Source organism: Thermogemmatispora tikiterensis (assembly GCF_003268475.1).
Taxonomy (GTDB): domain Bacteria; phylum Chloroflexota; class Ktedonobacteria; order Ktedonobacterales; family Ktedonobacteraceae; genus Thermogemmatispora; species Thermogemmatispora tikiterensis.
The window spans coordinates 976,212-998,907 of record NZ_MCIF01000002.1; the positions used below are offsets into that span (position 1 = coordinate 976,212).

Consider the following 22,696-nt stretch of genomic DNA (forward strand, 5'->3'; position numbering starts at 1 on the left):
CGCACCGGCGATGGCCAGCTTCTCTTTCCTGTCGAGTGCCTCGTTGCTCTGGCTGTCGTTTTATTGTACCACAGCCGTCGGCTGGTGACCTACCAGTATAGACGTTTTCCTCAGTGGCGGTTTTTCCTGCGCGATGACTTCTGCGAGTGTCGCTGATGTTGCCTCTTTGGTCGTCAGGTGCTGTTTTCGACGACGATGGTGATCTGGCCCGGGTCTGTGGGCAGCCGGTCCGGGTCGCTGCGGGCGATGCTGATGCTGGCTCTGCTGACTCCGGGTTGCTGCTGCAGGAGCTGGAGCGCCATGCTCTTCGGCTTGCCGGCAATGAGCTGGCTGAGTCGCTGCCTGGCTGCCTCATTGAATTGATACGTCCAGCGTCCCTGCGCTTTCACGGTGATGATGGCGCCGGCGCTCTGGTTGGTGGCAGTGCTGCTGAGGCTGGCGTCGGCAATGGTGGTGCTGATCTGCCCGTCGAGGCTGTAGCCGGCTCCGGGGTGGCGGGCGGCTTCTTGACGCAGGAGGGCCGCGCCCAGGTCAAGGGCGGCCTGCGGCGTGTAGGCGGCGCCGTTGCAGGTGGCGCTGACGCTGACGGTGACGCTGCTGGCGTGATCGCCGATCTGATGGTCGCTCTTGATGCTGGTGCTGCAGTCGGGGCCGACGACGCGCTCGCCGCTGTGCGCTTGCTGCAGGAGCTGCTGCTGAGCCTGCTGCAGCAGCCCGGCTTTGAGCGGGTTGGCGGCGTTGTCGAGGTCGCTGCGCTGGACGTAGGTGTAGGGCTGTGGATCTTGCCCACCGGTGAAGGGGCCATTGATGGCCTGAATAGCGAGGGCCTGGTCGCAACAGTACTGGTTGAGTGCTCCAGCAGGCAGGTTCCCGAGGCTTCCTGGTTGCAAGACGTGAGCAGGGACAGTGCTGGTGGTGCGGTGGTCAAGGTCGGGGCTAGGAGCCATTGAGGCAGTTTCGTCAGTGACGATGCTAATGTCCTGTCTCACTACCAGGACCGTCCCTTTGAGAACGACCTGACTGAGGCCCGTGCCGTTGTAGAACGTAATTGTCCCATGTGCCTGGGTCCCGGCTGTCATCCCGTGGCCCGTGGCTGGAACCGTCTTCGCCGCTGAGTTGACCGTGGCGCTCAGGCGGCGCACCTGTACCTCGCGTCGGGCCGCGCTGGCTGTCCCCGTCACGCCAGTGATCAGGTATTGCTGGTTGAGGAAGACGCTGGCTGGGGTGAGGTGGACCGTGGCCAGCGGGGCCCCGATCGGCAGAATCTCACCGAGCGGTCCCAGTGCCGCCGGGTCGCTGTAGGCCATAACCAGGCTCCCCGCCAGGAGCAGGAGCACCAGGGCTACAGGCAGGGCCAGCCAGCGCCAGTGGCCTTTTCGCTCCCTGGGACGCGCTGCTTGAGCTGCCCCTGCTGGATTGATGCGGGCTGTCTTGTGAGAGCGGGCTGCAGGTGACACGGGGGCCACGGGGCTGGCAGCCTTCCCGAGCCGCTGGAGCTGGGGGGGCACCACCGCTTTCGTCTGGCTGTCTCTGCCTCTCTCGCTTCGCTGCGCTCGCTGCGCCTGCAGACGGCGCAACTGTGGGAAGCGTTGCCATGAGGCTGGCTGCTCTGGCCCGGGCAGAGGCGTGGCGGGCGTTGCCAGCTCTCCCTGGGTCAGGAGCCGGCGAGTGGGAAGCTGGGGCAAGGGATCGGCTGGATAGTCGCCTTCCCGCCTATGCTCGCTTGCGCTGATCTCTTTCTCTTCCTCTTCCTCGCCCCAGATGGCGCTTTTCCTGGGCTGGCTGCTTACTCCCGGCCACGCTGCTCTATCTTCTGCGCTGGCCGCCAGGGCCGTCACGAAGGCGCTGACGCTGGGATAGCGTTCGTGGCGCTCTTTGGCCAGACCGCGCAGGATGACGGCCTCTACCTCCGGCGGTAGCTGCGGGTTGAGGCGCCGTGGCAGCTCTGGCTCCCGCTGCGTATGGCAGTACATGAGGGCGAGCGGGTCCTGCTCTGGAAACACACGCCGTCCCGTGCACAGCTCGTAGGCAATGCAGGCCAGGGCGTACTGGTCGCTTTCGCGTCCTACCTGCCCGCGGAATTGCTCAGGGGCCATGTAGACTGGGGTGCCGCTCAGGCTGGCGGCCTCCAGACTGCGCGAGCCGAGTTGCAGGGCGATGCCGAAGTCAGCCAGCAGGGCCCGACCATCGGCGGCGAAGAGGATGTTCTCCGGCTTGAGGTCGCGGTGGATGATGCCGTGTTCGTGAGCATACTGCAGGGCTGCCCCGACCTGAGTCAGGATCGCTACCGCTTCGGCCAGCGGGAGAGGTCGCCCGCCAGCCTGACGTAGTCGCTGGCGCAGCGAGCCACCTGCGGCGTATTGGGTCACCAGGTAGGGGCAGCCTTCCTGGTCGAGGCCGGCGTCGAGTAGGGGAAGAATGTGCGCATGGCTCAGTCCCTCCAGGAGGTGGACCTCAGCCTTGAATCGGGCCTGTCCCTCGCCTGAGTCGAGCGGGGTCTGAAGGCGCTTGAGGGCGACCAGCGACCAGCGGCTCAGGAAGCGATGCCGGGCCAGGTAGACGGTGCTGGAGCCGCCACGCCCTAGCCGGCGGATGAGTTCATAGTCGCCGAGGAGGGAGAGGCCAGTCTCCTGACGCCCCTCCGGCTCCTTGCTTTGTCCCATAGACGAAGCCCTCCCCGGTTCGTCCAGTGACTGCTTTCTAAGCTTTTATCCCGGCCTGTATTGGATTCAGAATAGGTCACGTTTTTATTGCGCAGTTTTTACGAGAGAATGTTGTATGTCCCGTTGCTGGCGCTGGCGTGCAAGGCGCGAGCCGAACCCGGCGCCCGCTAGCCCTTGCCCGAGATTGGGGATGCGCCCGGGCTGGGTGCGGCTGTGGCCGTGGTCGTTGGGAGCGGGCTGCCCGGCGTCGTGCTGGCGCTGGGGGCCGGCGACAGCCCGCTCACGTTTCCGATGGTCACTGTGATCTGGCTGGCATCGCTCGGCAGCCGATCGCTTCCGTGAAAGATGGCGATGTCGGCCTCTTTGATGCCGCTCTGCCGCTGCAGGAGCTGCAGGGCCTCGCTCTTCGATTTGCCGGCGATGAGCTGAGCCAGGTGCTTTTTGGCGGCGTCGTCGAACTGATAGGCCCAGCGCCCTTCGGCGGTCACTGTGATCGAGATGCTGCCTCTGCCGCCGCCGCTGCTGATGGGCGTGGCCCCGTCAATGGTGGTGATGATCTGGCCCACCAGGGCATAGCCCGCAGCCAGCCTCTTGCCGGCCTCCTGGCTGAGAAGGCTGGCGCCGAGGCGCAAGGCTCCCTGTTTGTCGAAGGCTTCGCCGCTGCAGCTGGCCGAGACGGTGACGGTCACACTATTGGCGTGGTCGCCGGCCTGGTGGTCGCTCTTGACGCTGGTGTTGCAGCTAGGCTGGCTGACGAGCTGCTCGCCGGGCCGGATCTGGCGCTGAAACTGCTGCTGGGCCTGCTGGGCCAGGCTGGCCTTGAGCGGGTTGGCGGCGTTGTCAATGTCGCTCTGCTGCACGTAGGTGAAGCTCTGTGGGTCCTGCCCGCCCGTAAAGGCGCTGCTGGTGGCGAAAATGTCAACGCTGCCGCAGCAGAGCTGGTTATTGATGGCTCCTGCTGGCAGATTACCAATGCTTCCCACCTGGACAACATGGGCGCGTGCAGTACGAGACACAAAGTTTGGCGGAGCTGTTGGCGGCAGGCTGACGGTCTCGTCGGTGGTAATCTTCAGCCCATTTTGCAAGGGGAAGGTTGTCCCTTTCAGCACGCTTTCCCAGGTACCTCCACTATGCACGAACGTAATCGTTCCCTTAGCCTGCACGCCGGGTGTCTGACCATGCCCCGTGGCTGGCACCGTCTTCGTCTGCGCCGCCGGCGTCGCCGTCAGCACCCGCGCCTGAATCTCGCGCTGGGCCGCGTCTGGCTGGCCCGTCACCCCGGTGATCAGGTACTGGTTCTTCAGGTCGACGCTGGCCGGCGTGATCGTCACCGTCGCCCCCGGCGACCCAAAGGGCATCATGGCCGCTACCGGCCCCAATAGCTTCGGATTAATCGCGGCCAGCGCTCCGCAACCGATCAGCAGCAGTAGTAACAGAATTGCCACCAGTGCCAGCCAGAACGGTCCCCGTCGCCGCTGCCTGGTCCCACGCTGGCGCAGCGGTGTCAGCGGCGGGGGCAGTGTCGAAACACCGCTCGGCGGCGCCACGCTTCCTGTACCTGCACCTGCGCCGGCACCTGCTCCCGCTCCCGCTGCGCCACTGGCGCCACTCCCTCCTCCGCTGACTCCTGCACCCGCTCCCGCTTCGCCGAAGGCCGCGCCCGCTGCCGCACCGGCCAGGGCCCCGGCCCCTATAGCTGTTCCTCTGTCTGACGGCAATGGGCTACCCCGGCGCGCCGGCTCGGCTTCGGGTGTATAGGCATTGCTCGCCACCGGTAGCTTGGCCGTGATCCGCCGCGAATGGGGGAATTGAATGATACCCGGTCCCGCTCCGCTTGCCGGCGAGCGCGGCGGCACAGCTCTCGCCCTTGTTCCCTCCTGTTGCTGCTGTTGGGCCTCCTCGGCGGCCATCGCCGCTGCCGCCCCAGCAGCCAGGCCCGCGGCTCCTGCCGCTGCTGGGGAGATCGGTGAGGAAGCCTCCTCCTCCGGCGCCGCTGCTGGGGCCGACTCCGGTTGCGCTCCCGCTCCCGCTTCTTCGGCCTCTGGTCCTGCAGGGGTAGCCGCTGCCAGCGAGATCGGCGGCAGCTCTTCGTCTTCCTCCTCTCCCGGGAAGGGTCTTGCCCCCGTGTTGCCGGGATTCTGCTTCCCCGCGGGTTCCGCCGCTCTGTTTCTGGTACTCCGCTCTTGCTCGCTCCGCAGGGCGCTCCAGCTCAGAGCCGCTGCTGCCCCTGCTGCTCCTGCTGCCGCTGCACTACCTGGTGAGGTCCCTCTAAAGGCGGGTCGTGATGGTTCAGGACGGACATCGTTCGCTTGCTGCTGCTCAGCTCCCGGGGCTGCTCTCTCTCCCTCTCCCTCCCCCGCGCTCTTGCGCTCGCGCAATCGCAGAAGACGGCGCAGGCGCTGCGACCAGGCTGGCCCCTGACCTTCTTCTGCCCCGTCCTCTTCCCACATGTCTTGTAGCGAGCGTACGTAATTGTCAAGAGATGAGTAGACCGGAAAGCGCCGCTGGCGCGCGTACTCCGCTGGCTCCGAACGCGGTGGGGCGATGAAGATGAGGCGCGCTTGCGGGTTGCGCCGCATCTTGAGCACCTCGAAATCAACGCGGCGCTGGAAGGCGCGATTCTGCTCTGGCAGTACAATGGCTATCTGCTTGCGTCCAAGCTTCTCCTGGGTCAGAATCGCTGTCAGGACATCTTTTCGCTCATCAGTAGGCGCAACGTAGATAACGCCGATCTCTTCTGCACGTGGATCGCCTGCACCGAGCAGCTCTGAGCCATCTGCCTGTCTCATCAGCCTTACCCTCGCATGTACCAAGAAATGGCCTTTTCGCCTGAACCTGATACATTGTACACTACCTTCGCGGTGCGCGCAATCGCCGACGTCCACATTTTGTAAAGCAGACGCCCGCTTTCCGGCTGCAAAGGCAGAGACGGCACCCCGTGCCGCAGGCTCGCTGGCTTCGCTTTACCTCACTCCACTCCTCTTCACTTTCTTCTCCCGACCGACCGACATCGGCGGTGGCTCGCTTCGACCAGCCAGCCCCGGCCATCGGCTAGGCTGGACCCCCCACGCCATCGAGCAGGGCAAGGAGTTCGCTGCGCCATAGCTCCCATTCCAGTAGACCCCCCGCGGCTAGCTCGCCTCCCCTGCCCTTGAGGTCGTCCTCCGCTGCCTTGCGGTTGAGCACTGCCCTCCCAACCGCTGTCTCGACCAGGATGTAGCGCTGCCGCTCCCATTCCCAGTCAGGATCAACAATGCGCCCCGAGACAGGATGGTGCTGCAGGATGACTCGCTCACCTGAGACTCCCCGCGCATCACGCGCAATCTGCCGCAGGGCCAGAGCCGCCAGCCCCGGTTTGCTCGCTGCTCCGGCTCCCGCATGCTCCTCCGGACGGCGGTATTTGAGCTGCCGCGGTCGGATGAGGAGGAGCAGATGGTAGTTCCTCCCTACCTGGAGCTGCGCCCCCAACTTCCCTTGTGATCCGATCAACCGCGAGGCACTGCTGAAGACCGGCAGCAGAATGCTGCTGCGCAGCAGAAAGGTGAGGTGATAGAAGGAGTCGTAGTCGCATTGCTTCTCGATGAGGAGTCCCTGGACAAAGGTGCCTGCCTGTCGCTCTCGTTCGCTCACTGTCGCTCTCTCCTGTCGTCTCTTCTCGTCTCGTCTGGTCTGTCTGTTCAACCAGAACCGACTTGCTCTGCTCGTTGACCGCTTCGCTCAGGAGTGATCTGATCCCTGCTCTCCCAGGCTGGCTTCGACGACGATTCGGCGACGGCGGCGGCACCAAAACAAGGATCGTGCGCTTACACTTGCTCGGCACTCGGGGAACGTCCCCCCGCTTCTCACTCAGCCGCTGCGCTCGGGGTGAGAATGCTCCCGAGATCATGCCTGTTTAGAGGTATATATACCCCATCCTGGCCGCCTACGGCAATGGCTGGGCCGGGAATCTGCTTGGAGAGGTAGACGATGAACGGACTGATAGCAGGCGAGGAGCTGGCCCGGGCGGCCAGGAGAAGCAGGCAGGTGGCTCGCTTGCCGGTCCTGGTCTGCGGTTGCTATAGATCCTATGGCTATAAGAAGGAGAGCCAGAGGAGGCGCTGCTGTCAGCATCCTCCCCCAGCTCTCCCGCGCTCGAAAGAGACAGACAAAGGCAAGCGGACCACTCGGTAGTTAAGAGAGAGAGGTATCTGGCGTTGGTTGGTTCGGCCTCCTTAACCCGAATGCGCTCAATCGCGCGTGACGGTCCGCATCTTGAGATAGTCACCTTCGATAATGCTGCCGTCCGGGCGAACATGGATGCAGCCACGATAGCGCCCATAGGGTACGCCAAAGCCCGCCGGCAGCTTGCGGAGCATGAGGAGACAGCAGTGACGCCCGCCCTGCTCCATCTTCAAGTCGGCAATGATCCTGGCCTCCTCGTCGCTGACCGCATAGAAGAGGTAGATCATGTCAGCTTCTTCTTCACTATGCCGATAGGCCAGGAGCCAGAGGGTTTTCTTGATGATCGGCTCGCGCTCCCCTTCGTCGAGAGCGGCTTTCTCTTCCGCGAGCGGCTGCCCGGCACCAGCACCGCTGCCATTGAGACCGTTTCCATTCAGCCGCGCCTTCTCCTCAATCCCCACCTTGCCCTCTCCCTCCGGCGTCGCTTCTTCACTCGCCGTCTGGCCAGGGGCCTGCTGCTCCCGATCCTTGTCACGGACGTCGTCAATGACTTCACAGACGATGGCCGCGGCCCGCTCCGGCCCAACAAGCTGAGCCAGCTTGCTCTGATACTCCTCCATGTTGCGCAGCCGCCGCTGAATATACTCGTGCTTGGCCCAGCCACACGCTAACCCATACAAGGCCCAGCGCCCGGCCAGATACTCGGCCTCTAGCTGACGCCGCAGGCGGGCAATCTCACTGCCACTCATAGATGTTCCTCCAGGGCTGATATCATAGTAATAGTATCTAATTAGCATCTATCAAGAGAATACTATTACGATCTCAATTCTGTCAAGCTGGTTAGACTGGTAGAATCAGGGCACTACCAGATCAAGGATACCAGTGCAATGGTACGGCTAAAAGTCAGAGAGGTTGCCGAGGCTCGGGGCTTTAACATGTCGTCGCTCTCCCGAGCCGCCGACGTCAACTTTCGCACGATCAAGAGTATCTTTCGCAATCCATACAAAGAAGTAAATCTCTCAACACTGGCGAAGATCGCCCGGGCACTCGGAGTCTCGACCTCTGATTTGATCGAAGACGTACCCGACGAGGATCAGCCGCCAACAGCGCCCCAGGCATAGCCGGGTGACGATACGCCTGATGCACAAGAAGCAGGTTGAAAGGGCATAGGTGGCAAATGGTACGGCTCAAAGTCAGAGAGGTTGCCGAGGCTCGGGGCTTCAACATGTCGTCACTCTCCCGAGCTGCCGACGTCAACTTCCGTACGATCAAGAGCATCTTTCGCAATCCATACAAAGAGGTAAATCTCTCGACGCTGGCGAAAATCGCGCGGGCACTCGGCGTCTCCACTGCTGATCTCATTGAAGATGTGCCCGACGAGGCGGACGCATCTGAGACCTGGCTGGCCGGCCCTCGGAAACATTCACCCGTCTAATCCATGCTTGATTTTTTCCCTCAATCATCGTCCATAGAGATAGGAGGGTTCTCTCTATCCGAATGCGCCAGAGTCGCCCAGGCATACACTCTGTCTTTGCGATGGAAAGACCCGACGCAGGGCGCTGGCACGCTGAGCGCGTTTTTGCCACACTCTGCCATCTACTGTCCAGTCAATGGATCTACTGTCTGCTTGTTTTGTTCTGTTGTGAAAGGAGCCAGTCGAGGTGTCGCGGATGATCGAAGGGAGAAAAGTCCGCTTCTTGATTCTGAAAATCCTCTTTAAGCCTGCCGATGATATTCTTAAAATGGCACAGCTCGACGTGTCGATGGTGCGCCCGAGCAAAAAGTGCCTCCACGTTGGTCGCCCGCATACGTGTCCCTATCGGCGCCGTCCCGGAGCCATAGCCCGCTCTCGTTGATCAGGAAGGAGCTGACCGTGTTCAGACTGCGCGTCAAGGAAATCGCCGAAGCGAAGGGCTTTACTCCTTCCGCCCTCTGCAAGGCCGCCAATCTTAACGATCGCACCGTGCGCCGGATCTTCCGCGATCCGTACGCACAGGTGAATTTGCGTACGCTGGTCAAGATCGCGATGGCGCTGGGGGTGCAGGCTCATACGCTGATCGAGTTCTTGCCCGATGAGGAGACGCCCCCCGGGGCACCTCCTAAGCGCGCCCGCCCTCCTCGCCGCTATCAGCCACGGAGCAGATTCTCTTTCCCATCGTCCTAACTGTTCCTCCCTTCATCTGGAGGGCCTGACCACCACTCCCTCCCGCGTCCTGCCCCCTGCGGCGGACACGAGACGAGAGGTGGCAGGCCCTTTTTCTCCCCAACTTTGGCCACCCTTGCGTACCTCCCTCTCCTTGACTCCTAACTGTGGCTCCTCCTTCCCTCATGCCTACATTTGCCATCTCAAAATCGCCATTTAGATGTCGCTTTTAGAATGGTACCACGTCAAGCACTCTACTGTCAAGGGCAAGAATAGGTTATTCTCAAGCCATGAAAGTCCGGCTACGGGTTAAGGAAGTAGCAAAAGCAAAGGGTCTTTCGATGACCAGGCTTCACACGAAGTCTGAGGTGGCTTACAACACCATTCGCCGCATATTTCACGATCCATACGTCGAAGTCACGACTACCACACTGGCGAGGCTTGCTGAGGCGCTAAACGTCCGTGTCGAGGATTTAATCGAGACAGTAGACGAGGAGGAGCCAGAGCCACCACAAAAGACCAGAAGTCGTGTGAAGGCCCAGGGCAAGCGGCAGCAAGTTCATTTGTCATCACCCTCTGACCTGATCAGCAGTGCAGAGCAGCGTGAGCAAACTGAAGGGGAATGCACCATACCCTGATCTGACTTTTGGGGGAGGCAGCAAAAGAGGTAGGAGTAGAGCGTGGTTGACAGTAGCCGGCAGTGGTGCACTGATGCCCGCTGGCCGGCTCACTGGCTTTGTGGTTCCGGCGCTTGTGGATTGTAGATTGTGGATAGTAGATTGCAGTGTCAGAAAAAAGGAGTGTGTGCTTCGATGCGTGGAAGACGTTTCCCTCGCAAGGCTGCTCTACTGCTGATGGTTGGTCTCTCTCTGCTCCTGCTGGCCGCCTGTGGTAGCAGCAAGCAAGTGGCGACCACGACCTCGGCCTGTTCGCTGATCACGACGGATGAGGCCCGTCAGGTACTGGGTGCCGCGGTACGGTCGCAGCCGCAGGAGGTAGTGAGCAAGCCGAAGAACGCCACGGTAAGTGAGTGTCTCTACACCTCGGCCTCGGACAGCCATGTAGCGCGGGCCTCGCTGGCGCTCTCGATCGCCGCCGATGCCGCCAGCGCCCAGCAGCTCTATAATCAGGCCAAGAGCGCGGCCCTGGACCTGAGCCGACAGACGGCGACGGTGAGCCTGGGCGACGCGGCCTTTCAGACGCAGCGCAGTTCATCTTTTGGGCAGGAGACGCTGCTGACGGTGCTCAAGGACAACACGGTGTTGGTGGTGGAGGCGCTCAGCCCGGGACATCGCCAGCTTGATCTTGAGCAGAGCCTGGCGCAGATCGCCCTTAACCGTCTCTAGCGAGGGCCAGAGGGCAGGCGTGAGCTGAGGGGGCCTGAGCAGGCCAGGCCCGCCGGCGAGGCGCATAGATGAGGATAGAATGGCGCGGGTGCGCTCGCTCGCAGTGAGGCAGAGCGTGCCTGGCGCCTTTTTGGTGCTGGCCATCGTCTGCAGGGCCGGACAGGGAGGGAGGCGCTGCGCTCAGGGGCTGGCGGTGATGGTGATGCGCGTGGGATCGGTGGGCAGGGTGCTCTGGCCGAGGGCCAGGCTGAGGGTGACGTCGGCGACGCCCGGCTGACGGCGCAGGATGGTGCGGGCCTGTTCAGGATCACGGCCAGCGATGAGCTGTTTGAGGGCGTTGAGCTGGCTGGCGCTGAATTGATAGCGCCAGGTGCCGCTGGCCTGGACAGTGAGCACGGCGCTCTGATCGCCGGCGCGCGCGGCGCTGATCTGCGTCTGGATCGGCTGGGTTGGACGGTAGCCGCCGCCGTAGCTGCGGGCGACGTCGGCGTTGAGCAGGGCGGTGACGAGGGTGGTCACGCTATTGCGGTCGTAGACGAGGCCGCTACAGGCGACAGTGACGCTGACGGTAACGCTGGCCGCCCGATCGCCAGCGCGGTGGTCGCTGCTGACCTGGGGAGCGCACTGCGGATCACCGACGCTCTCTTCGCTGGCGCTCTTGAGGCTGGCGAAGGCGGCGCGTGCGCTCTGAACGAGAGCCGGGGTGAGCGCCGACGCGGCGTTATCGATGTCGCTCTGCTGGACAAAGGTGTAGCTCTGCGGATCTTGCCCACCGGTGAAAGGCTGCAGATTCTTGACAGTAATAGTTTGATCGGACGTACAGCAGAATTGATTAATCGCCAGCGCTTTAATATTACCTGCCGATCCAGAATCGACAGCATGAGCACTAACACTTATTTGCCCAAAGTTAGGAGGATTTCCAGCAGGTATTGAAATATCAGCGTCAATAGAAACTTTAACTCCATTAGAAGCAGTAATAGTAGTACCCTTGGGGACAGCTTGGGGAATAAATTTGCCATTATAAAACGTCAGTACGCCCTGGGCGCGCGTGCCAGGGGTAGAGGCGTGGCCGGAGGCGGAGACCTGGCGAGACTGCGATTGGGGCGGCGTTGAGAGCAGGCGAGCGGGAACCAGCAAGCGAGCCGGATCGGCCTGGGCGCCGACGCGAGCGCTCAGCGTATAAGTGCGCTGCAGCGTATGCGTCGCCGGGACAATCTGCACCCTGGCCGAGAGCAGCAGCCCTCGACTCAGTGGCAGCCCGCTCATCAGCAGCAGGGCGGCCAGCAGGATTGCCAGCGAGATCAGCGCCAGTTTTCCCAGGCCGCGCCTGCCCCAGCCCGTCAACCAGGCGAGCGGCGTTCTGCGGGGCGAAGCGGGCAGACCGGTTGTCCCTGCGTCCAGGGCGGCCAGCGCCCGTGTCTGCGCGCCTTCCTGGCTGGCTGGCCGGTCCGTCGGGCGAGGCGAGGGACGAGAGAGGCGAGCCAGTTCGATGATGCCGGGGCCGCTGGCCTGCACCGCTGATGAGACAAGCGCAGGACCGGTCTGCCGTTCAGGGGTTCCCCGGCCAGCGCCAGAGGCAGGAGGTTGCAGAGTTGGCCCGTAGCCTGATGGGCCGGGTGGCGTCCAGCGCTCCCTGCTCCTCTCCGCAGGAGGCTCAGCCGGTCGCGAGGCAGCCGGCCATCTCCAGTCACTGCCCGGCGAGCCTCTCCCCAGACGCTCCCCATCATCCGCCGCGGCGAGCCGCGTCTGCAGGTCGGGCGTTCGTGCCCCTGCGGTATCCCAGAGCGGAGACTCGCAGTCCGCATCGTCTTCCGCCGGGCCGGCGCCGGTCTCATCGTCCAGCCCGGCCATCAGCCCCGTCTCGCCGAGATCCTGGCCGGGGCCGCCAAAGGGACGGAAGGCATGCAGCGCGCGCACAAAGCTCGGCACATCGGCATAGCGGTCCGTGCGCTCCTTGGCCAGCCCGCGCAGGATCGCCGCCTCGATCGGGGCCGGCAGATGCGGATTATAGACCCGTGGCGGCTGTGGCTCCTCCTGCGTATGGCGATACATCAGCACCAGAGCATCGTGATCCTCAAAGACGCGGTGGCCGGTCGTCAGCTCATAGGCCAGGCAGGCCAGGGCATAGACATCGCTCTGGCGGGAGACCTGGCCGCGGAACTGCTCGGGGGCCATATAGGCGGGCGTGCCACTCACGCTGGCCTGTTCCAGACTGCGCGAGCCGAGCAAGAAAGCGATCCCGAAATCGGCCAGCAGGGCCTCACCGTGGTCGGTGAAGAGGACATTTTCAGGCTTCAAATCGCGATGGATCACCCCGCGCTCATGGGCATAGTGGAGGGCCTTGCCGACCTGGGCCACAATGGCCAGGGCCTCCTCCAGCGGCAGCGGGCGACCCGAGGCGCGGCGCAGCCGGTCGCGCAGAGAGCCGCCGGCGGCGTAGAGCGTCACCAGATAGGGGAAACCCTCCTCATCGATGCCGGCATCGACCAGCGGCAGAATATGGGGATGGTGCAGTTCTTCCAGCAGGCGGGCCTCTTCGATAAAGCGAGCGCGAATCTCGGGAGAATCGAGAGGAGTGAACAGGCGTTTGAGGGCTACCGGGGGGCGCGACTGCAGGATCAGATGGCGGGCCAGATAGACGGTACTGAAGCCACCACGCCCGAGGCGGCGTAGCAAGAGATAATTGCCGATGCGAGCGCTGGCAGCTTGCTGTCGTGTGATTTCCTGATGCCCGTCCTCGTCAGGCCCCTGATCGCGTGTCATAGACGAAAGCCCTCCCCGGCCTCGTATACGAGCACAGCCAGATAGATAGACAGAGATAGATAGAGAGACAGAGAGGCAGGCAGGCGCTGCCCGAGCGAAGCAGTTGGCTGGCGAACGAGAGGGGCAGAGCTTGGTTCGTCATCGTCTCCTGGTGGCTGCTGGCCGAGCTGCTCTGTTGTCGTTGCAGTTGCGCGAGCGTACAGGATGGAGCAGCCTGGAGCCTGGGCTGTTTGGCCAGGGCAAGGCCGTGCAGAGCCGTGTCGCGTCGTCTGGCCCAGTCCTGGTTATGGCCACGGGAGCGGCCAGGCGGTCAGGAGCGGACAACGATCCGCGCATGCGCCAGTCAGATCAGTCTTGCCTCTCACTTCTCACTATCTTGTAGTATACCACGTACTTTCAGTATCCTCGTGCGGATCGTCCCCTCTGCTGAGGCCCCAATTTGGCATCTGAGAGGCTCGTTTCCCCTCCTCCTTCGCGTCCAGCATACATCGTCTTACGACCTTTCTCGAAACTCGTCTTCTGCAAACCGCAAGGGGCGAGTTTTGAAGAGGCAGCATGGCATTTTCGAGTATACCACAGGCAGTAGCGCTGCGTCCAGAGGCCAATGCGGTCAGAATCCGACCGCATTTCTGGCCAGCCCTCGCCGAGTTTCGAATCAGCCTCTCAAAAAGGCCATATTCACGGCGGACTGCCTCACTCAGCGCTCCCCGCTCGCCATCGGCCCAGGCTGCCCACCGCGCCGGCCCGGTTTCACCATCAGCAGCGGCCCTCTATCGACAAACATATATTTGGAGCATCACGTACAATATAAGTAATCCTTCTGGTTACTGGAAGGCTGCACCCACCGGCTCCGGCGGAGTGGGGGCTCCGCCGGAGAGGCCGGTGTGGGTGGTCGGCAGGGTTGCAAGCGCTCGCGCGCTGATCTTGTCGCCGCCGACGGCCCGATGGTCCTGGCCAGCCAGGCCGGAGGAGAGGAGCAGGAAGGACAAGGGGATGTACCTGCCCTGGTCACTGTTCCATGTGTTCGTCTGCCTCACCCGAGCAAAGGAGCCGCCCCAATGGCGACCTACCTGGAACGTCACGTAGCCATCGACAGGAGCCGCTTGCTGGACTATGCCCTGTCCTACGCGCGGCACGGCTGGCGCGTTGTTCCCCTTTACGAGCGCCTGCCCGACGGGCGTTGTGCCTGCGAGCGTCCGAGCTGCAGCGTGCCGCACCCGCGTGTTCCCACGCTCGCCTGTGCCACCACAGATGAGGAAGAGATCCGCCGCTGGTGGCGCCTGGCTCCGCGGGCGGGCATTGGCGTCGTCATCACAGGCCGGGATGGCAGCGAGACCCTACTTCCCATTCCCGGCACCAGCGGGCCATAGTCAGGCCCGCCCTGATACCCGGCCCTAAGCAAACGGGAGGGCCAGCAACCACAGCTCTACAGGCTGGGCAGGGACGCCCACCCTTTGCAGCGCGTTCCTGGCGAACGAACAACCTCCCGGCCTCCTCTCTTCGTTGCAGAGATCCCTGTCCTCGCTCAGAGGGCGGGGGTCTCTTTCTCTTTCTCTTTCATCGTCAGCCGCTCCGCCAGATCGCTTCCCCCTATTCCTCCCCTTGCCAGACGCGCTATCATCTGATCAAACGGGAAGCGCGCCCGGGCAGATCCACGCCCGCGGCACGTCCTCCCCTGCGCCGACTCGTGCCAGCCTCTCTTCAGCCACCTGCCTGGTCTGGCCCACCGCGCGCATCGAGGTCGAGTCGGCGGCCATCACAACCCTGACAGATAGAGAGGAGCACCGCCCATGCATCCCGACAAAGCCGCTCGTCTGCGGGCACTGCAGCGACACGAGGAGCGCCTGCAGCGGCGCATCACGCACCTGGACGCGCGCAGCAATCGCTACTCATGGCTGCGCGTCCTCGTCTTCGCCGTTAGCCTGATCAGCGGCCTCGCCCTCGGCCTGGCCCTGCGCTGGTGGCTCGGCCTCCTCAGCGTCGCCCTCGGCCTGATCCTCTTCAGCGTCCTGGTCGCCCAACACCGGCGCCTCGAAAGCCACCTCAGCCGCCTGCGGCTCCTCTCGCGCCTGCTCCACGACCAGCAAGCGCGCCTGCTCGTCGACTGGCAAGCCATCGCCCCCCTCCCTGGTGGGCGTGACCTCTACGACAGCGATGCCACCCATCCCTTCGACCTCGACCTCGACATCAGCGGGCCGCGCTCGCTGCACCGTCTCCTCAACACCGCCACCACCCGCGAGGGGGCCTTGCTCCTCAAGAGCTGGCTGCTAGAGGAAGCCCCCGACCTGGCCACCATCCAGCGCCGGCAAGCCCTGGTCGCCGAACTGACTCCCCTGCGTCTCTTCCGCAACCGGCTCCAGATCGAGGCCCACCTGGCCGGCGGAGCCAGTGGACTGGCGCGCGGCAGCCAGCTTCTGCGTCGGCTCCAGCAAGAGCCGCCCAAAGCCCGGCTCCGGCAGGACCTCACCTACATGGGCAGCCTCAACCTGCTCACCCTGCTGCTGCTGGCCGGGCAGCTCACCCTCCATCTGCCGCCCTGGTGGCTCCTCAGCGCCGCCCTGAGCATCCTCTTCTTCCTCCTGCGGCGCGGCGACGCCGGCGACCTCTTCGACGAAACCTTTGAGCTACAGAGAGCCTGCGCCCAGCTCAGCGCCATCTTCGCCTACCTCGAACGGCGCCACTTCCCACAGCAGCCCCTCGTACAGCAGCTCTGTTGCCCCTTCAGCCAGAGCGAGAGCAACCAGCTCAGTCCGTCCCAGGCCCTGCATCGTCTCTCGCTCCTGCTCAGCCTGGCCTCCTTCGGTCAGAACCTGCTCCTGACCCTGCTGCTCCACCTCGTCACGCCCTGGGAATTCCTCATTGCCCTGCGCCTCGAAGCCTGGAAAGCCCGCCTGCTCCGGCACCTGCCGCGCTGGCTAGAGACCTGGTTTGAGCTAGAGGCTCTCTGCTCCCTGGCCACCTTTGCCGACCTCAACCCCGACTACCACCTGCCTGAGTTCATCCCGCCCGCCGAAGCCGGGACCCCGTTCCTCTACGAAGGCCAGGGGCTGGGCCATCCCCTGCTGCCGCCCGCCAGCAAAGTCGTCAACGACTTCACCCTGCGCCAGATCGGGAGCATCGCCATCATCACCGGCTCCAACATGGCAGGCAAAAGCACCTTCCTGCGCACCGTCGGCATGAACCTGGTCCTGGCCAACGCCGGCGCCCCCGTCGACGCCATCCGCCTGCGCCTGACGCCCCTGCGCCTCTTCGCCTGCATCCGCATCAGCGACGCCCTGACCGAAGGCGCCTCCTATTTCTACGCCGAGGTGCGGCGCCTGCGCGCCCTGCTGGACACAGCCGAACGTCCGTCTTCAGCGCCGCTGCTCTTCCTGATCGACGAAATTTTCCGCGGCACCAACAACCGCGAGCGGCGCCTCGGCAGCCGGGCCTACCTGCGCGCCCTCGCCACCACGGGCCGGCGCTGCGCTGGCCTGGTGGCCACCCATGACCTCGACCTGACGCAGCTCGCTGAAGAAATAGCGGGAATCAACAACTATCACTTTCGCGAGGAAGTGCGTGATGGAGAGATGATCTTTGACTACCGCCTGCGGCCCGGCCCCTGTCCCACCACCAACGCCCTCAAGATCATGCGCCTGCTCGGGCTGCCAGTACCAGAGACGGAGAGCGACCAGGACGACGGCGAGCAGGCAGCCACCCGGCGATCCGCCGACAAAAGCGAGGCCTCCTGAGCTGAAACAAGCATCCATGCAGGGGCCGCGCTGCCTCGCCGTGTCCGCGCGCTCAGCCAGACGACGGCCCGCCAGGAGCCTCCTCCCCGCCCGACGAGCGCGTCTGCGGCCCCTCCTCCAGCGGCGGCAGCGGCTGCGTGCGAGCCGTATCCAGTCTCTGAGTGACTGGAGCCGAGATAGCAGGCGCCTCTTCCCCGGCCAGCAGGGCCGCCCGGGCCTGGGCCGCCTGCTCCAGCGTTGCATCCAGCGCCAGGGCCCGCTCCAGATCGGTCAGGGCCTCCTCACGACGCCCGAGGGCAGCCAGGACCTGGCCGCGGCAGACCAACGCCCAGGCATAGTCTGGTCGCAGGGCCAGAGCCTGAGCCAGGCAGGTCAGCGCCTCCTCGTAGTGGCCCAACAGGCGACAGACCTCACCGCGCTCACCCCAGGCCCGCGCCTCGTGCGGACTGATCGCTAAGGCTCGCTCCAGATCGGCCAGGGCCTGCTCATAAGCGCCGCGCAGGCGACAGACCTCGGCCCGATGCACCAGCGCCCAGACATAGCCCTCATCCAGAGCAAGCGCGCGCTCAAAATCCTGCAGCGCCTCCTCATAGCGTCCCAGGCGGGTATAGACCTGGCCGCGACTGGCCCAGGAACGCGCATCGAGCGGATTGAGCGTCACCACCCGCGTCAGATCCTCCAGCGCCTCACTGTAGCGGCGCAGGCGGCGCAAGACACGCGAGCGCTCTACAAAAGCCCACAGATTCGTCTCATCCAGCGCAATGGCCTGACTGAGATCGACGAGCGCCTCCGTATAGGCCTGGCGGTAGCGCTGCACACGCCCACGGAAAAAGAAGGCCGCAGCCCGCGCCCGCGGCGGTAGCTCGGCGATCTGGCAGAGCCGATCAAAGAGGCGCAACCCCGTTGCCCAGTCGCCTTCCTCCATCGCTCGCAGCCCGGCCTGCATCAGTTCCAACAGCTCGCGCTGCTCGCGCTCCAGCGTCCGGCGGACCTCCTCCAGGGCGGCCATCTCCACCAGGCGGGCCGCAAAGCGGCGATCCTGGTAGAGCGCCTGCATAAAGCAGCTCAGCAGCGCGTTCCAGCCGCTGTGGAGGTCGGCCAGCAGCCCGTGATAGAGAGTGTTGAGCGTTCCCTCCTGCCAGCGAGCCGCCTGCCAGTGCTCCTGTCCATCAGCGTAGAGCGCCTCCAGTTGCTGGCGGTAGAAGGTCGCCAGGCAACCCTGGAGCTCGCGATAGCCGACCGGACTGCGGCGGCGCAGATACTCCAGCATCATGCGTCGAACCACCGAATGGTAGCGCCAGCCCTCGCCGCGCTCGCTGACAAACGGCAGCGCAATCAACCAGCTAAAGACGCGCTCCACATGGGGAGCCTGCTCGCCCAGGGCGCAGCGCAGCAGGCAGGCCAGCACATCGCGATTGAGCACCCGTGGCAGCGCCCCCAACAGGGCCGCCTCCCGCAGGACTGGATCGTGCACCCAGCGCAGAAAACGCTCGACCATATCCCCCGCCGGCAGCACCGCATAGGAAGCCCCCCCACTCTCACGCGGCGCCGCCAGCCAGCTCATCAGGACTGGCAGCCGGCCCGAGACTTCGATAATCTCCTGGCGCCGCAGCGGATCGCGCACATGGTAGAGATCCAGAAAGGCCTCGGCCTCCTCCTCCGTGAAGACATCCAGGCGAATCACGCGCGTCACCCCGCGCAAGACGCCCCACTCGTTATCTAGCGGATCACGCCCGGCCAGCACCAGGCGGATACGCCCCGACGGCCTATACTCGGGCAGGCGCAGTAACCACCAGAAGAGAGCCGGGCGCGTCGCCTCCAGATTATCGAGACAGAGCAGCACCGGCCAGCGCTCGGCGATCCGATTGAGATCGGCAAAGAAGAGCTGGCTGAGGACGTGCTCCGGCTCGCGCAGCAGCTCGATCTCTTCGCGATTGCCCAGCTTACGCAGCAGATAGCGCCCCCACTCGCTGGCCAGTTCCTCGACCTCCTCCAGCGACAGATAGGAAAAGGCGGGGCCAACCACCGGTAGCATTTCGCCGGCCACAAAGGCCAGGCGTAGCAGCATACGCACCGACAGGCCCCCCTGGCCGCGCGGCGCCTGGGGATCATTCTCAATCTCATGCAAGCGCTGGTAGTAGAGGCGATGACGATCTTCAAAGGCTTTGAGGCGCAAACCGTGCTGATCGAACTGAGCGGCCAGATGACCTAAGACGGCCAACACATCACGCTGGCGCTCGTCGCACTCGGCGACCAGAAAGCCCAGCTCACGGGCCATAGCCTGGAAGCGCCGCAGCAGCGTCGTCTTGCCAACGCCGGCCTGGCCAGTGAGATAAAAGATGAGCGTGCGCGGCGGCACGCGACGGAGCTCCTCCAGAAAGAGCGTCAGCTCCTGCTCGCGTCCCACAAAGCGCTCGTTCTCGCTCTGATGAATAATCTGGCTCCAGTCCTGGCCTAACGCCATCAGTTCGCTCCTTGCATACAGAATCAGCTATCAGCGCGGGCCAGTGTTGTGCTCCCCCGCTCCGGCTTTGCTGCCCTCCCGAACAGCCGAAGCCAAAGTCGGAGCGCATCGGCAGCCTGTAGCGCTCGCTAGTGATCCTCCGCCGAAGAAGGATCGGCAGCGGCCTGCGCGGGTTCCGTCTCCTCTTCGGCGACCAGGCCGCCTGCATAGCGGCACTCGTTTAGTAAAGGACAGCCAGGACAGCGCGGGCGCTGCGCCAGGCAGACGCGCCGTCCGTGGCGAATCAGATTGACATGCAGGGGATAGACCCAGGCCGGGGGCGTCATCTGAGCCAGAAGCAGATGGGCCTGCTCGGCGCTCACCTGCGGCCCGAGCAAGCCCAGGCGGCGCGCCACCCGATGCACGTGCGTATCGACCGGCATCACCGGCCAGCCCAACGCGAACAACAGCACACAAGCCGCCGTCTTTGGTCCCACGCCTGGCAGCTTCTGCAAATACTCCCAGGCTTCCAACGGCTGGCGGCGCTGCAGCTCGGCAGACAAGAAAGCCTCCAACGTCCCCGTCTCGGTCGCAGGCGGCGAGGGCTGGGCCTGGGCCTGGGCCGCCTGCTGGCGCGCCAGCTCAGCCAGCACCTCCTGAATACGGCGGGCCTTCACATTGGCCAGGCCGCCACAGCGAATGACCGCCGCCACCTGCTCACTCGGGACAGCAAGCAGCTCCTCCCACGAGGGGAAAGCGGCCCGCAACTGCCTGTAGGCCCGCTCCGAATTAGTATCCGAGGTATGCTGCGACAGAATCGTCCCCACCAGCTCCCCCAATGGCTCGCCCGAGGGCCGCCAGACAGGCTCACCATAGACCTCCAGGAGTCGCCGGTAGACACGCGCCAGGTGCGCCGGTGGCCGCCCCTCGCCGCTGGCAGGCTGCGACCCTGGGACAGCCGCATCAGACAACATCATCTTCTGAGAAACCCACCTCCAGGAGACTGCCGACAGCCGTTCGCCACAGCGAGACCAGGCTGTCTTTCGTTGTATTCTAGTATACCGCCCGCCATACAGCAACCGCCGCCCCGGGCCGACTTGCCGTCTTCTCACGGGGCCAGATGCAGGCCCTGCGCAGGCTCAGGCCAGGTTCCAATAGGCGGCATCGAAGCCCTCCAGCAAAGGCGAGGAAGCCTCTGAGGGCACCACCACCAGCAAGGCCCGCATCGCTCGCGTCATCCCCACAAAGAGCGTCCGTCGATCGATGGCCTGCAGCTCGCTCTGCTCCTCGGCGCTCAGAGCCGACAGAGCGCTCCGCGGCCAGCTTCCATCAGTGAAGCCGGCCAGCGCCACCACCGGAAACTCCAGGCCCTTCGCCGACGGCAGGGTCAGCACCTTCACCCCTGCCGCCTCCAGGTCCAGCTCATGGCTGCGCATAAAACGGGCTGGCAGGCCCTGGGCTTGCAGATCCTCCGCCAGGAGGCGACCGGCCCGCACCGTCGGCGTCAGCACGGCGCAGGCCCCAATCCCCAGCCGCAGCTCGTGGGCCGCCGCCGGCAGGAAGCGCCGCAGGAGATCGACCTCCTCAGCCCGCGAAGCCACGCGTCGCAGGGCCGGCACCGGCCCGCTATGTACGTAGCGCCGCTCGCCCGACTCGCTCTCCAGCTCGCCTGACTCCTGGGCCTGCAAATAGGCCCGTGCCGCCTCGGCGATCTCGCGCGTCGAACGATAATTGACCGTCAAGACCGAGGTACGCCCGCGAAAGCGCAGCAACTCATGGACCTCCGTCCAGGCAAAACCGCTGCCATAGATCGACTGATTCGCATCCGCCGTAATGAAGAGCAGCCGCGGATCGCGGCAGAGCAAGACCAGCAGACGCAAGGCCGCCGGATCAAGATCCTGAGCCTCATCGATCAGCACCGCATCGTAGCAAGGTGGGAACCATCCAGCCGCGGCACACTCCGCCGCACGGACCCGCATCTGTTGCCAGGTCTCCTTACCCCGCAGACGGACCAGGGCCACAAAGCGCTCATAGAGCGCCCACACAGCCCGGCGCTGCAGCGGCGAAAGCGCCACCCGCCGGCCCGGGCGCGGCGCCCGCAAATACGCCTCCAGCGAAGGGATCTGACGCGCCAGAATGACCTGCGTCAACTCGCGCCGCAGGTACTCTGCCCCGAGCTGCGACAGAGCCTGACGCTGCGCCCGCTGCTGAGCCGGCGACCCTGTGAAACACACCGTCTCCAGGGCCTGCGCAAAGAGCTGCTGCTCCTCCTGGGGCGTCAGCGGCCTGGGAGGCTCCCCCAGACTGCTGAGAAGCTGAAAGATCAGACGATCTGCTGTCTGCACCTCTACACAGCCTAGATCAACCCCTGGCAACTGACGCAGCAGTTGTTCACTTGAACGCACCAGCGCATTCGTATAGGTTGTAAACAGCAGGCGCGCCTCTTCCCGCCCCTGACGGCGCAGCTCCTCCTGGATGGCCCGCACGCGATAGAGCGCAATCATACTCTTCCCTGTGCCCGGGCCCCCCTTGAGCAGCGTCGGCCCACCCGAGTGCAGGCCACGCCGCACAAAGGTCTCCTGCTCCGGCGAGAGGTGCAGCAAAAAACCGACCAGCTCCCCCTGGCGATACCGCAGCAGATCCTCGACATCGCTCAGCAGATAGTCGGGCTGCTGGAGCACCGAGACCAGGGGCCGCTCAAACATATGTTGATCGATCAGCAGCAAATACTCATCGGGCACCCCCGGGCAATCCAGCAAGTCCTCCTGAGTTGTCAGGGGCAGCAGGCGAGCATGAAAGGCCGGCGGCACCCCCAGGCGGCTGAGCAGCTCGGGTGTGATCGGCTCGGGCAGCGCGCGCTTGGGTGGCGGCTGAGGGGCCAGCCAGCGCTCCCAGTAGGCCGGGGCTGACTGCGCAGCCGTCTGCCGCTCCTCCTCAGCGGCCCCTTCGGCGGCGGCCACCAGCGCGAGGGCCGCCGTCCCATCCGGGACAGCAGCGTCCAGCTCGCCGTCGTAAGTTGCCTGATCGCGCCGGCGCAGAGCCAGTACACAGATATATGGGCGCTTCAGGGTGTAGAAAATGCGAAAAACCCCGCAGCGCAAGCGATAGACCGGTATTCCCATATGGCGCACCTGACAGCGCGTGTGGCCATCGGGATAGGGGTCGATCAAGAGGAGATTGAGCTTTTCGATCACCAGGCGGATCTCTTTGGGAGAGAGAGTTTGTAATGCGCGAAGAAATTCAGGTTTTTGCAAGAGACACCAATCACCAGCGGCCATCAGCGTACCCTCCAACAAACGCACCCCGCGGGGCGACTACCTGGCAGTCAACTTCTTTATATCAATGTATATTACCATTATTTCCACTGGAAATAAAACGCGCCCAAGTCACAGATTTAGCAGGTAGCTCCACGGCAGCAAATCCCTGAAGGAGAGGCCGCTCACCTC

At 64.2% G+C, this 22,696-nt stretch carries 17 protein-coding genes; 8 read left to right on the forward strand and 9 right to left on the reverse strand.

Annotated features, from left to right (window positions below; translation table 11 throughout):
* Nucleotides 1-173: 173 nt before the first annotated feature.
* The 4 genes from A4R35_RS04075 to A4R35_RS04100 all read right to left on the reverse strand — a co-directional run bounded on the left by A4R35_RS04075 (nucleotide 174) and on the right by A4R35_RS04100 (nucleotide 7,573).
* Nucleotides 174-2,663, reverse strand: a complete 2,490-nt coding sequence (locus A4R35_RS04075) for a serine/threonine-protein kinase (RefSeq protein ID WP_112426788.1) — start codon at nucleotides 2,661-2,663, stop codon at nucleotides 174-176.
* Nucleotides 2,664-2,830: 167 nt separating this feature from the next.
* Nucleotides 2,831-5,452: a hypothetical protein gene (locus tag A4R35_RS24150; RefSeq protein WP_189361303.1), complete on the reverse strand. Its 2,622-nt coding sequence runs from the start codon at nucleotides 5,450-5,452 to the stop codon at nucleotides 2,831-2,833.
* Between the two features lie 262 nt (nucleotides 5,453-5,714).
* Entirely contained in the window at nucleotides 5,715-6,293 is a 579-nt protein-coding gene (locus tag A4R35_RS24155; protein ID WP_189361305.1) for a hypothetical protein, read from the reverse strand.
* A 596-nt stretch (nucleotides 6,294-6,889) separates the two neighbouring features.
* Nucleotides 6,890-7,573, reverse strand: coding sequence for a hypothetical protein (locus A4R35_RS04100; RefSeq protein WP_112426798.1), 684 nt, complete (start codon nucleotides 7,571-7,573; stop codon nucleotides 6,890-6,892).
* A gap of 138 nt (nucleotides 7,574-7,711) precedes the next feature.
* Here A4R35_RS04100 and A4R35_RS04105 point away from each other — a divergent pair, with 138 nt between their 5' ends.
* From A4R35_RS04105 to A4R35_RS04125, 6 genes are all read left to right on the forward strand, one after another.
* Nucleotides 7,712-7,945, forward strand: a complete 234-nt coding sequence (locus tag A4R35_RS04105; protein WP_112426800.1) for a helix-turn-helix domain-containing protein — start codon at nucleotides 7,712-7,714, stop codon at nucleotides 7,943-7,945.
* Between the two features lie 56 nt (nucleotides 7,946-8,001).
* Nucleotides 8,002-8,259, forward strand: a complete 258-nt coding sequence (locus A4R35_RS04110; protein ID WP_223258184.1) for a helix-turn-helix domain-containing protein — start codon at nucleotides 8,002-8,004, stop codon at nucleotides 8,257-8,259.
* 226 nt (nucleotides 8,260-8,485) lie between these two features.
* Nucleotides 8,486-8,680 carry a hypothetical protein gene (locus A4R35_RS24160; protein ID WP_189361307.1) on the forward strand — a complete coding sequence of 65 codons (195 nt, stop codon included), beginning with the start codon at nucleotides 8,486-8,488 and terminating at the stop codon, nucleotides 8,678-8,680.
* Between the two features lie 17 nt (nucleotides 8,681-8,697).
* Nucleotides 8,698-8,988, forward strand: a complete 291-nt coding sequence (locus A4R35_RS04115) for a helix-turn-helix domain-containing protein (RefSeq protein ID WP_189361309.1) — start codon at nucleotides 8,698-8,700, stop codon at nucleotides 8,986-8,988.
* A 269-nt stretch (nucleotides 8,989-9,257) separates the two neighbouring features.
* On the forward strand, nucleotides 9,258-9,605 hold the full coding sequence (locus A4R35_RS04120; protein ID WP_112426806.1) for a helix-turn-helix domain-containing protein: 348 nt from the start codon (nucleotides 9,258-9,260) through the stop codon (nucleotides 9,603-9,605).
* A 174-nt stretch (nucleotides 9,606-9,779) separates the two neighbouring features.
* Nucleotides 9,780-10,313, forward strand: a complete 534-nt coding sequence (locus A4R35_RS04125; protein ID WP_112426808.1) for a hypothetical protein — start codon at nucleotides 9,780-9,782, stop codon at nucleotides 10,311-10,313.
* Nucleotides 10,314-10,493: 180 nt separating this feature from the next.
* Here the strand turns inward: A4R35_RS04125 and A4R35_RS04130 are convergent, their stop codons facing one another.
* Both A4R35_RS04130 and A4R35_RS24595 read right to left on the reverse strand, forming a co-directional pair.
* The gene (locus tag A4R35_RS04130) at nucleotides 10,494-13,076 is read right to left on the reverse strand and encodes a serine/threonine-protein kinase (RefSeq protein WP_112426810.1); all 2,583 of its coding nucleotides are present in this window, start codon (nucleotides 13,074-13,076) and stop codon (nucleotides 10,494-10,496) included.
* Between the two features lie 824 nt (nucleotides 13,077-13,900).
* Entirely contained in the window at nucleotides 13,901-14,065 is a 165-nt protein-coding gene (locus tag A4R35_RS24595; protein WP_223258185.1) for a hypothetical protein, read from the reverse strand.
* Nucleotides 14,066-14,134: 69 nt separating this feature from the next.
* Between A4R35_RS24595 and A4R35_RS04140 the strand changes: the two genes are divergently transcribed.
* Together A4R35_RS04140 and A4R35_RS04145 are read left to right on the forward strand one after the other, a co-directional pair.
* Nucleotides 14,135-14,446 (forward strand): bifunctional DNA primase/polymerase, encoded by a 312-nt coding sequence (locus A4R35_RS04140; protein ID WP_112426814.1) that lies wholly within the window; start codon nucleotides 14,135-14,137, stop codon nucleotides 14,444-14,446.
* Nucleotides 14,447-14,866: 420 nt separating this feature from the next.
* Nucleotides 14,867-16,807 (forward strand): MutS family DNA mismatch repair protein, encoded by a 1,941-nt coding sequence (locus A4R35_RS04145; protein ID WP_112426816.1) that lies wholly within the window; start codon nucleotides 14,867-14,869, stop codon nucleotides 16,805-16,807.
* Nucleotides 16,808-16,859: 52 nt separating this feature from the next.
* On the opposite strand, the gene A4R35_RS04150 is transcribed toward A4R35_RS04145, so the two are convergent.
* The 3 genes from A4R35_RS04150 to A4R35_RS04160 all read right to left on the reverse strand — a co-directional run bounded on the left by A4R35_RS04150 (nucleotide 16,860) and on the right by A4R35_RS04160 (nucleotide 22,444).
* Nucleotides 16,860-19,271, reverse strand: a complete 2,412-nt coding sequence (locus tag A4R35_RS04150; RefSeq protein ID WP_112426818.1) for a tetratricopeptide repeat protein — start codon at nucleotides 19,269-19,271, stop codon at nucleotides 16,860-16,862.
* Nucleotides 19,272-19,399: 128 nt separating this feature from the next.
* Complete coding sequence (locus A4R35_RS04155) at nucleotides 19,400-20,227, reverse strand: endonuclease III domain-containing protein (RefSeq protein ID WP_223258186.1); 828 nt, start codon at nucleotides 20,225-20,227, stop codon at nucleotides 19,400-19,402.
* A gap of 162 nt (nucleotides 20,228-20,389) precedes the next feature.
* Nucleotides 20,390-22,444: a 3'-5' exonuclease gene (locus tag A4R35_RS04160; RefSeq protein WP_146747109.1), complete on the reverse strand. Its 2,055-nt coding sequence runs from the start codon at nucleotides 22,442-22,444 to the stop codon at nucleotides 20,390-20,392.
* Nucleotides 22,445-22,696: the final 252 nt, after the last annotated feature.

Bases quoted from the DNA above. Each gene is read 5' to 3' on its own strand.
- A4R35_RS04075 (WP_112426788.1), bottom strand. From the start codon at position 2,663: ATGGGACAAAGCAAGGAGCCGGAGGGGCGTCAGGAGACTGGCCTCTCC.
- A4R35_RS24150 (WP_189361303.1), bottom strand. From the start codon at position 5,452: ATGAGACAGGCAGATGGCTCAGAGCTGCTCGGTGCAGGCGATCCACGT.
- A4R35_RS04100 (WP_112426798.1), bottom strand. From the start codon at position 7,573: ATGAGTGGCAGTGAGATTGCCCGCCTGCGGCGTCAGCTAGAGGCCGAG.
- A4R35_RS04105 (WP_112426800.1), top strand. From the start codon at position 7,712: ATGGTACGGCTAAAAGTCAGAGAGGTTGCCGAGGCTCGGGGCTTTAAC.
- A4R35_RS04110 (WP_223258184.1), top strand. From the start codon at position 8,002: ATGGTACGGCTCAAAGTCAGAGAGGTTGCCGAGGCTCGGGGCTTCAAC.
- A4R35_RS04120 (WP_112426806.1), top strand. From the start codon at position 9,258: ATGAAAGTCCGGCTACGGGTTAAGGAAGTAGCAAAAGCAAAGGGTCTT.
- A4R35_RS04125 (WP_112426808.1), top strand. From the start codon at position 9,780: ATGCGTGGAAGACGTTTCCCTCGCAAGGCTGCTCTACTGCTGATGGTT.
- A4R35_RS04130 (WP_112426810.1), bottom strand. From the start codon at position 13,076: ATGACACGCGATCAGGGGCCTGACGAGGACGGGCATCAGGAAATCACA.
- A4R35_RS04140 (WP_112426814.1), top strand. From the start codon at position 14,135: ATGGCGACCTACCTGGAACGTCACGTAGCCATCGACAGGAGCCGCTTG.
- A4R35_RS04145 (WP_112426816.1), top strand. From the start codon at position 14,867: ATGCATCCCGACAAAGCCGCTCGTCTGCGGGCACTGCAGCGACACGAG.
- A4R35_RS04150 (WP_112426818.1), bottom strand. From the start codon at position 19,271: ATGGCGTTAGGCCAGGACTGGAGCCAGATTATTCATCAGAGCGAGAAC.
- A4R35_RS04155 (WP_223258186.1), bottom strand. From the start codon at position 20,227: ATGATGTTGTCTGATGCGGCTGTCCCAGGGTCGCAGCCTGCCAGCGGC.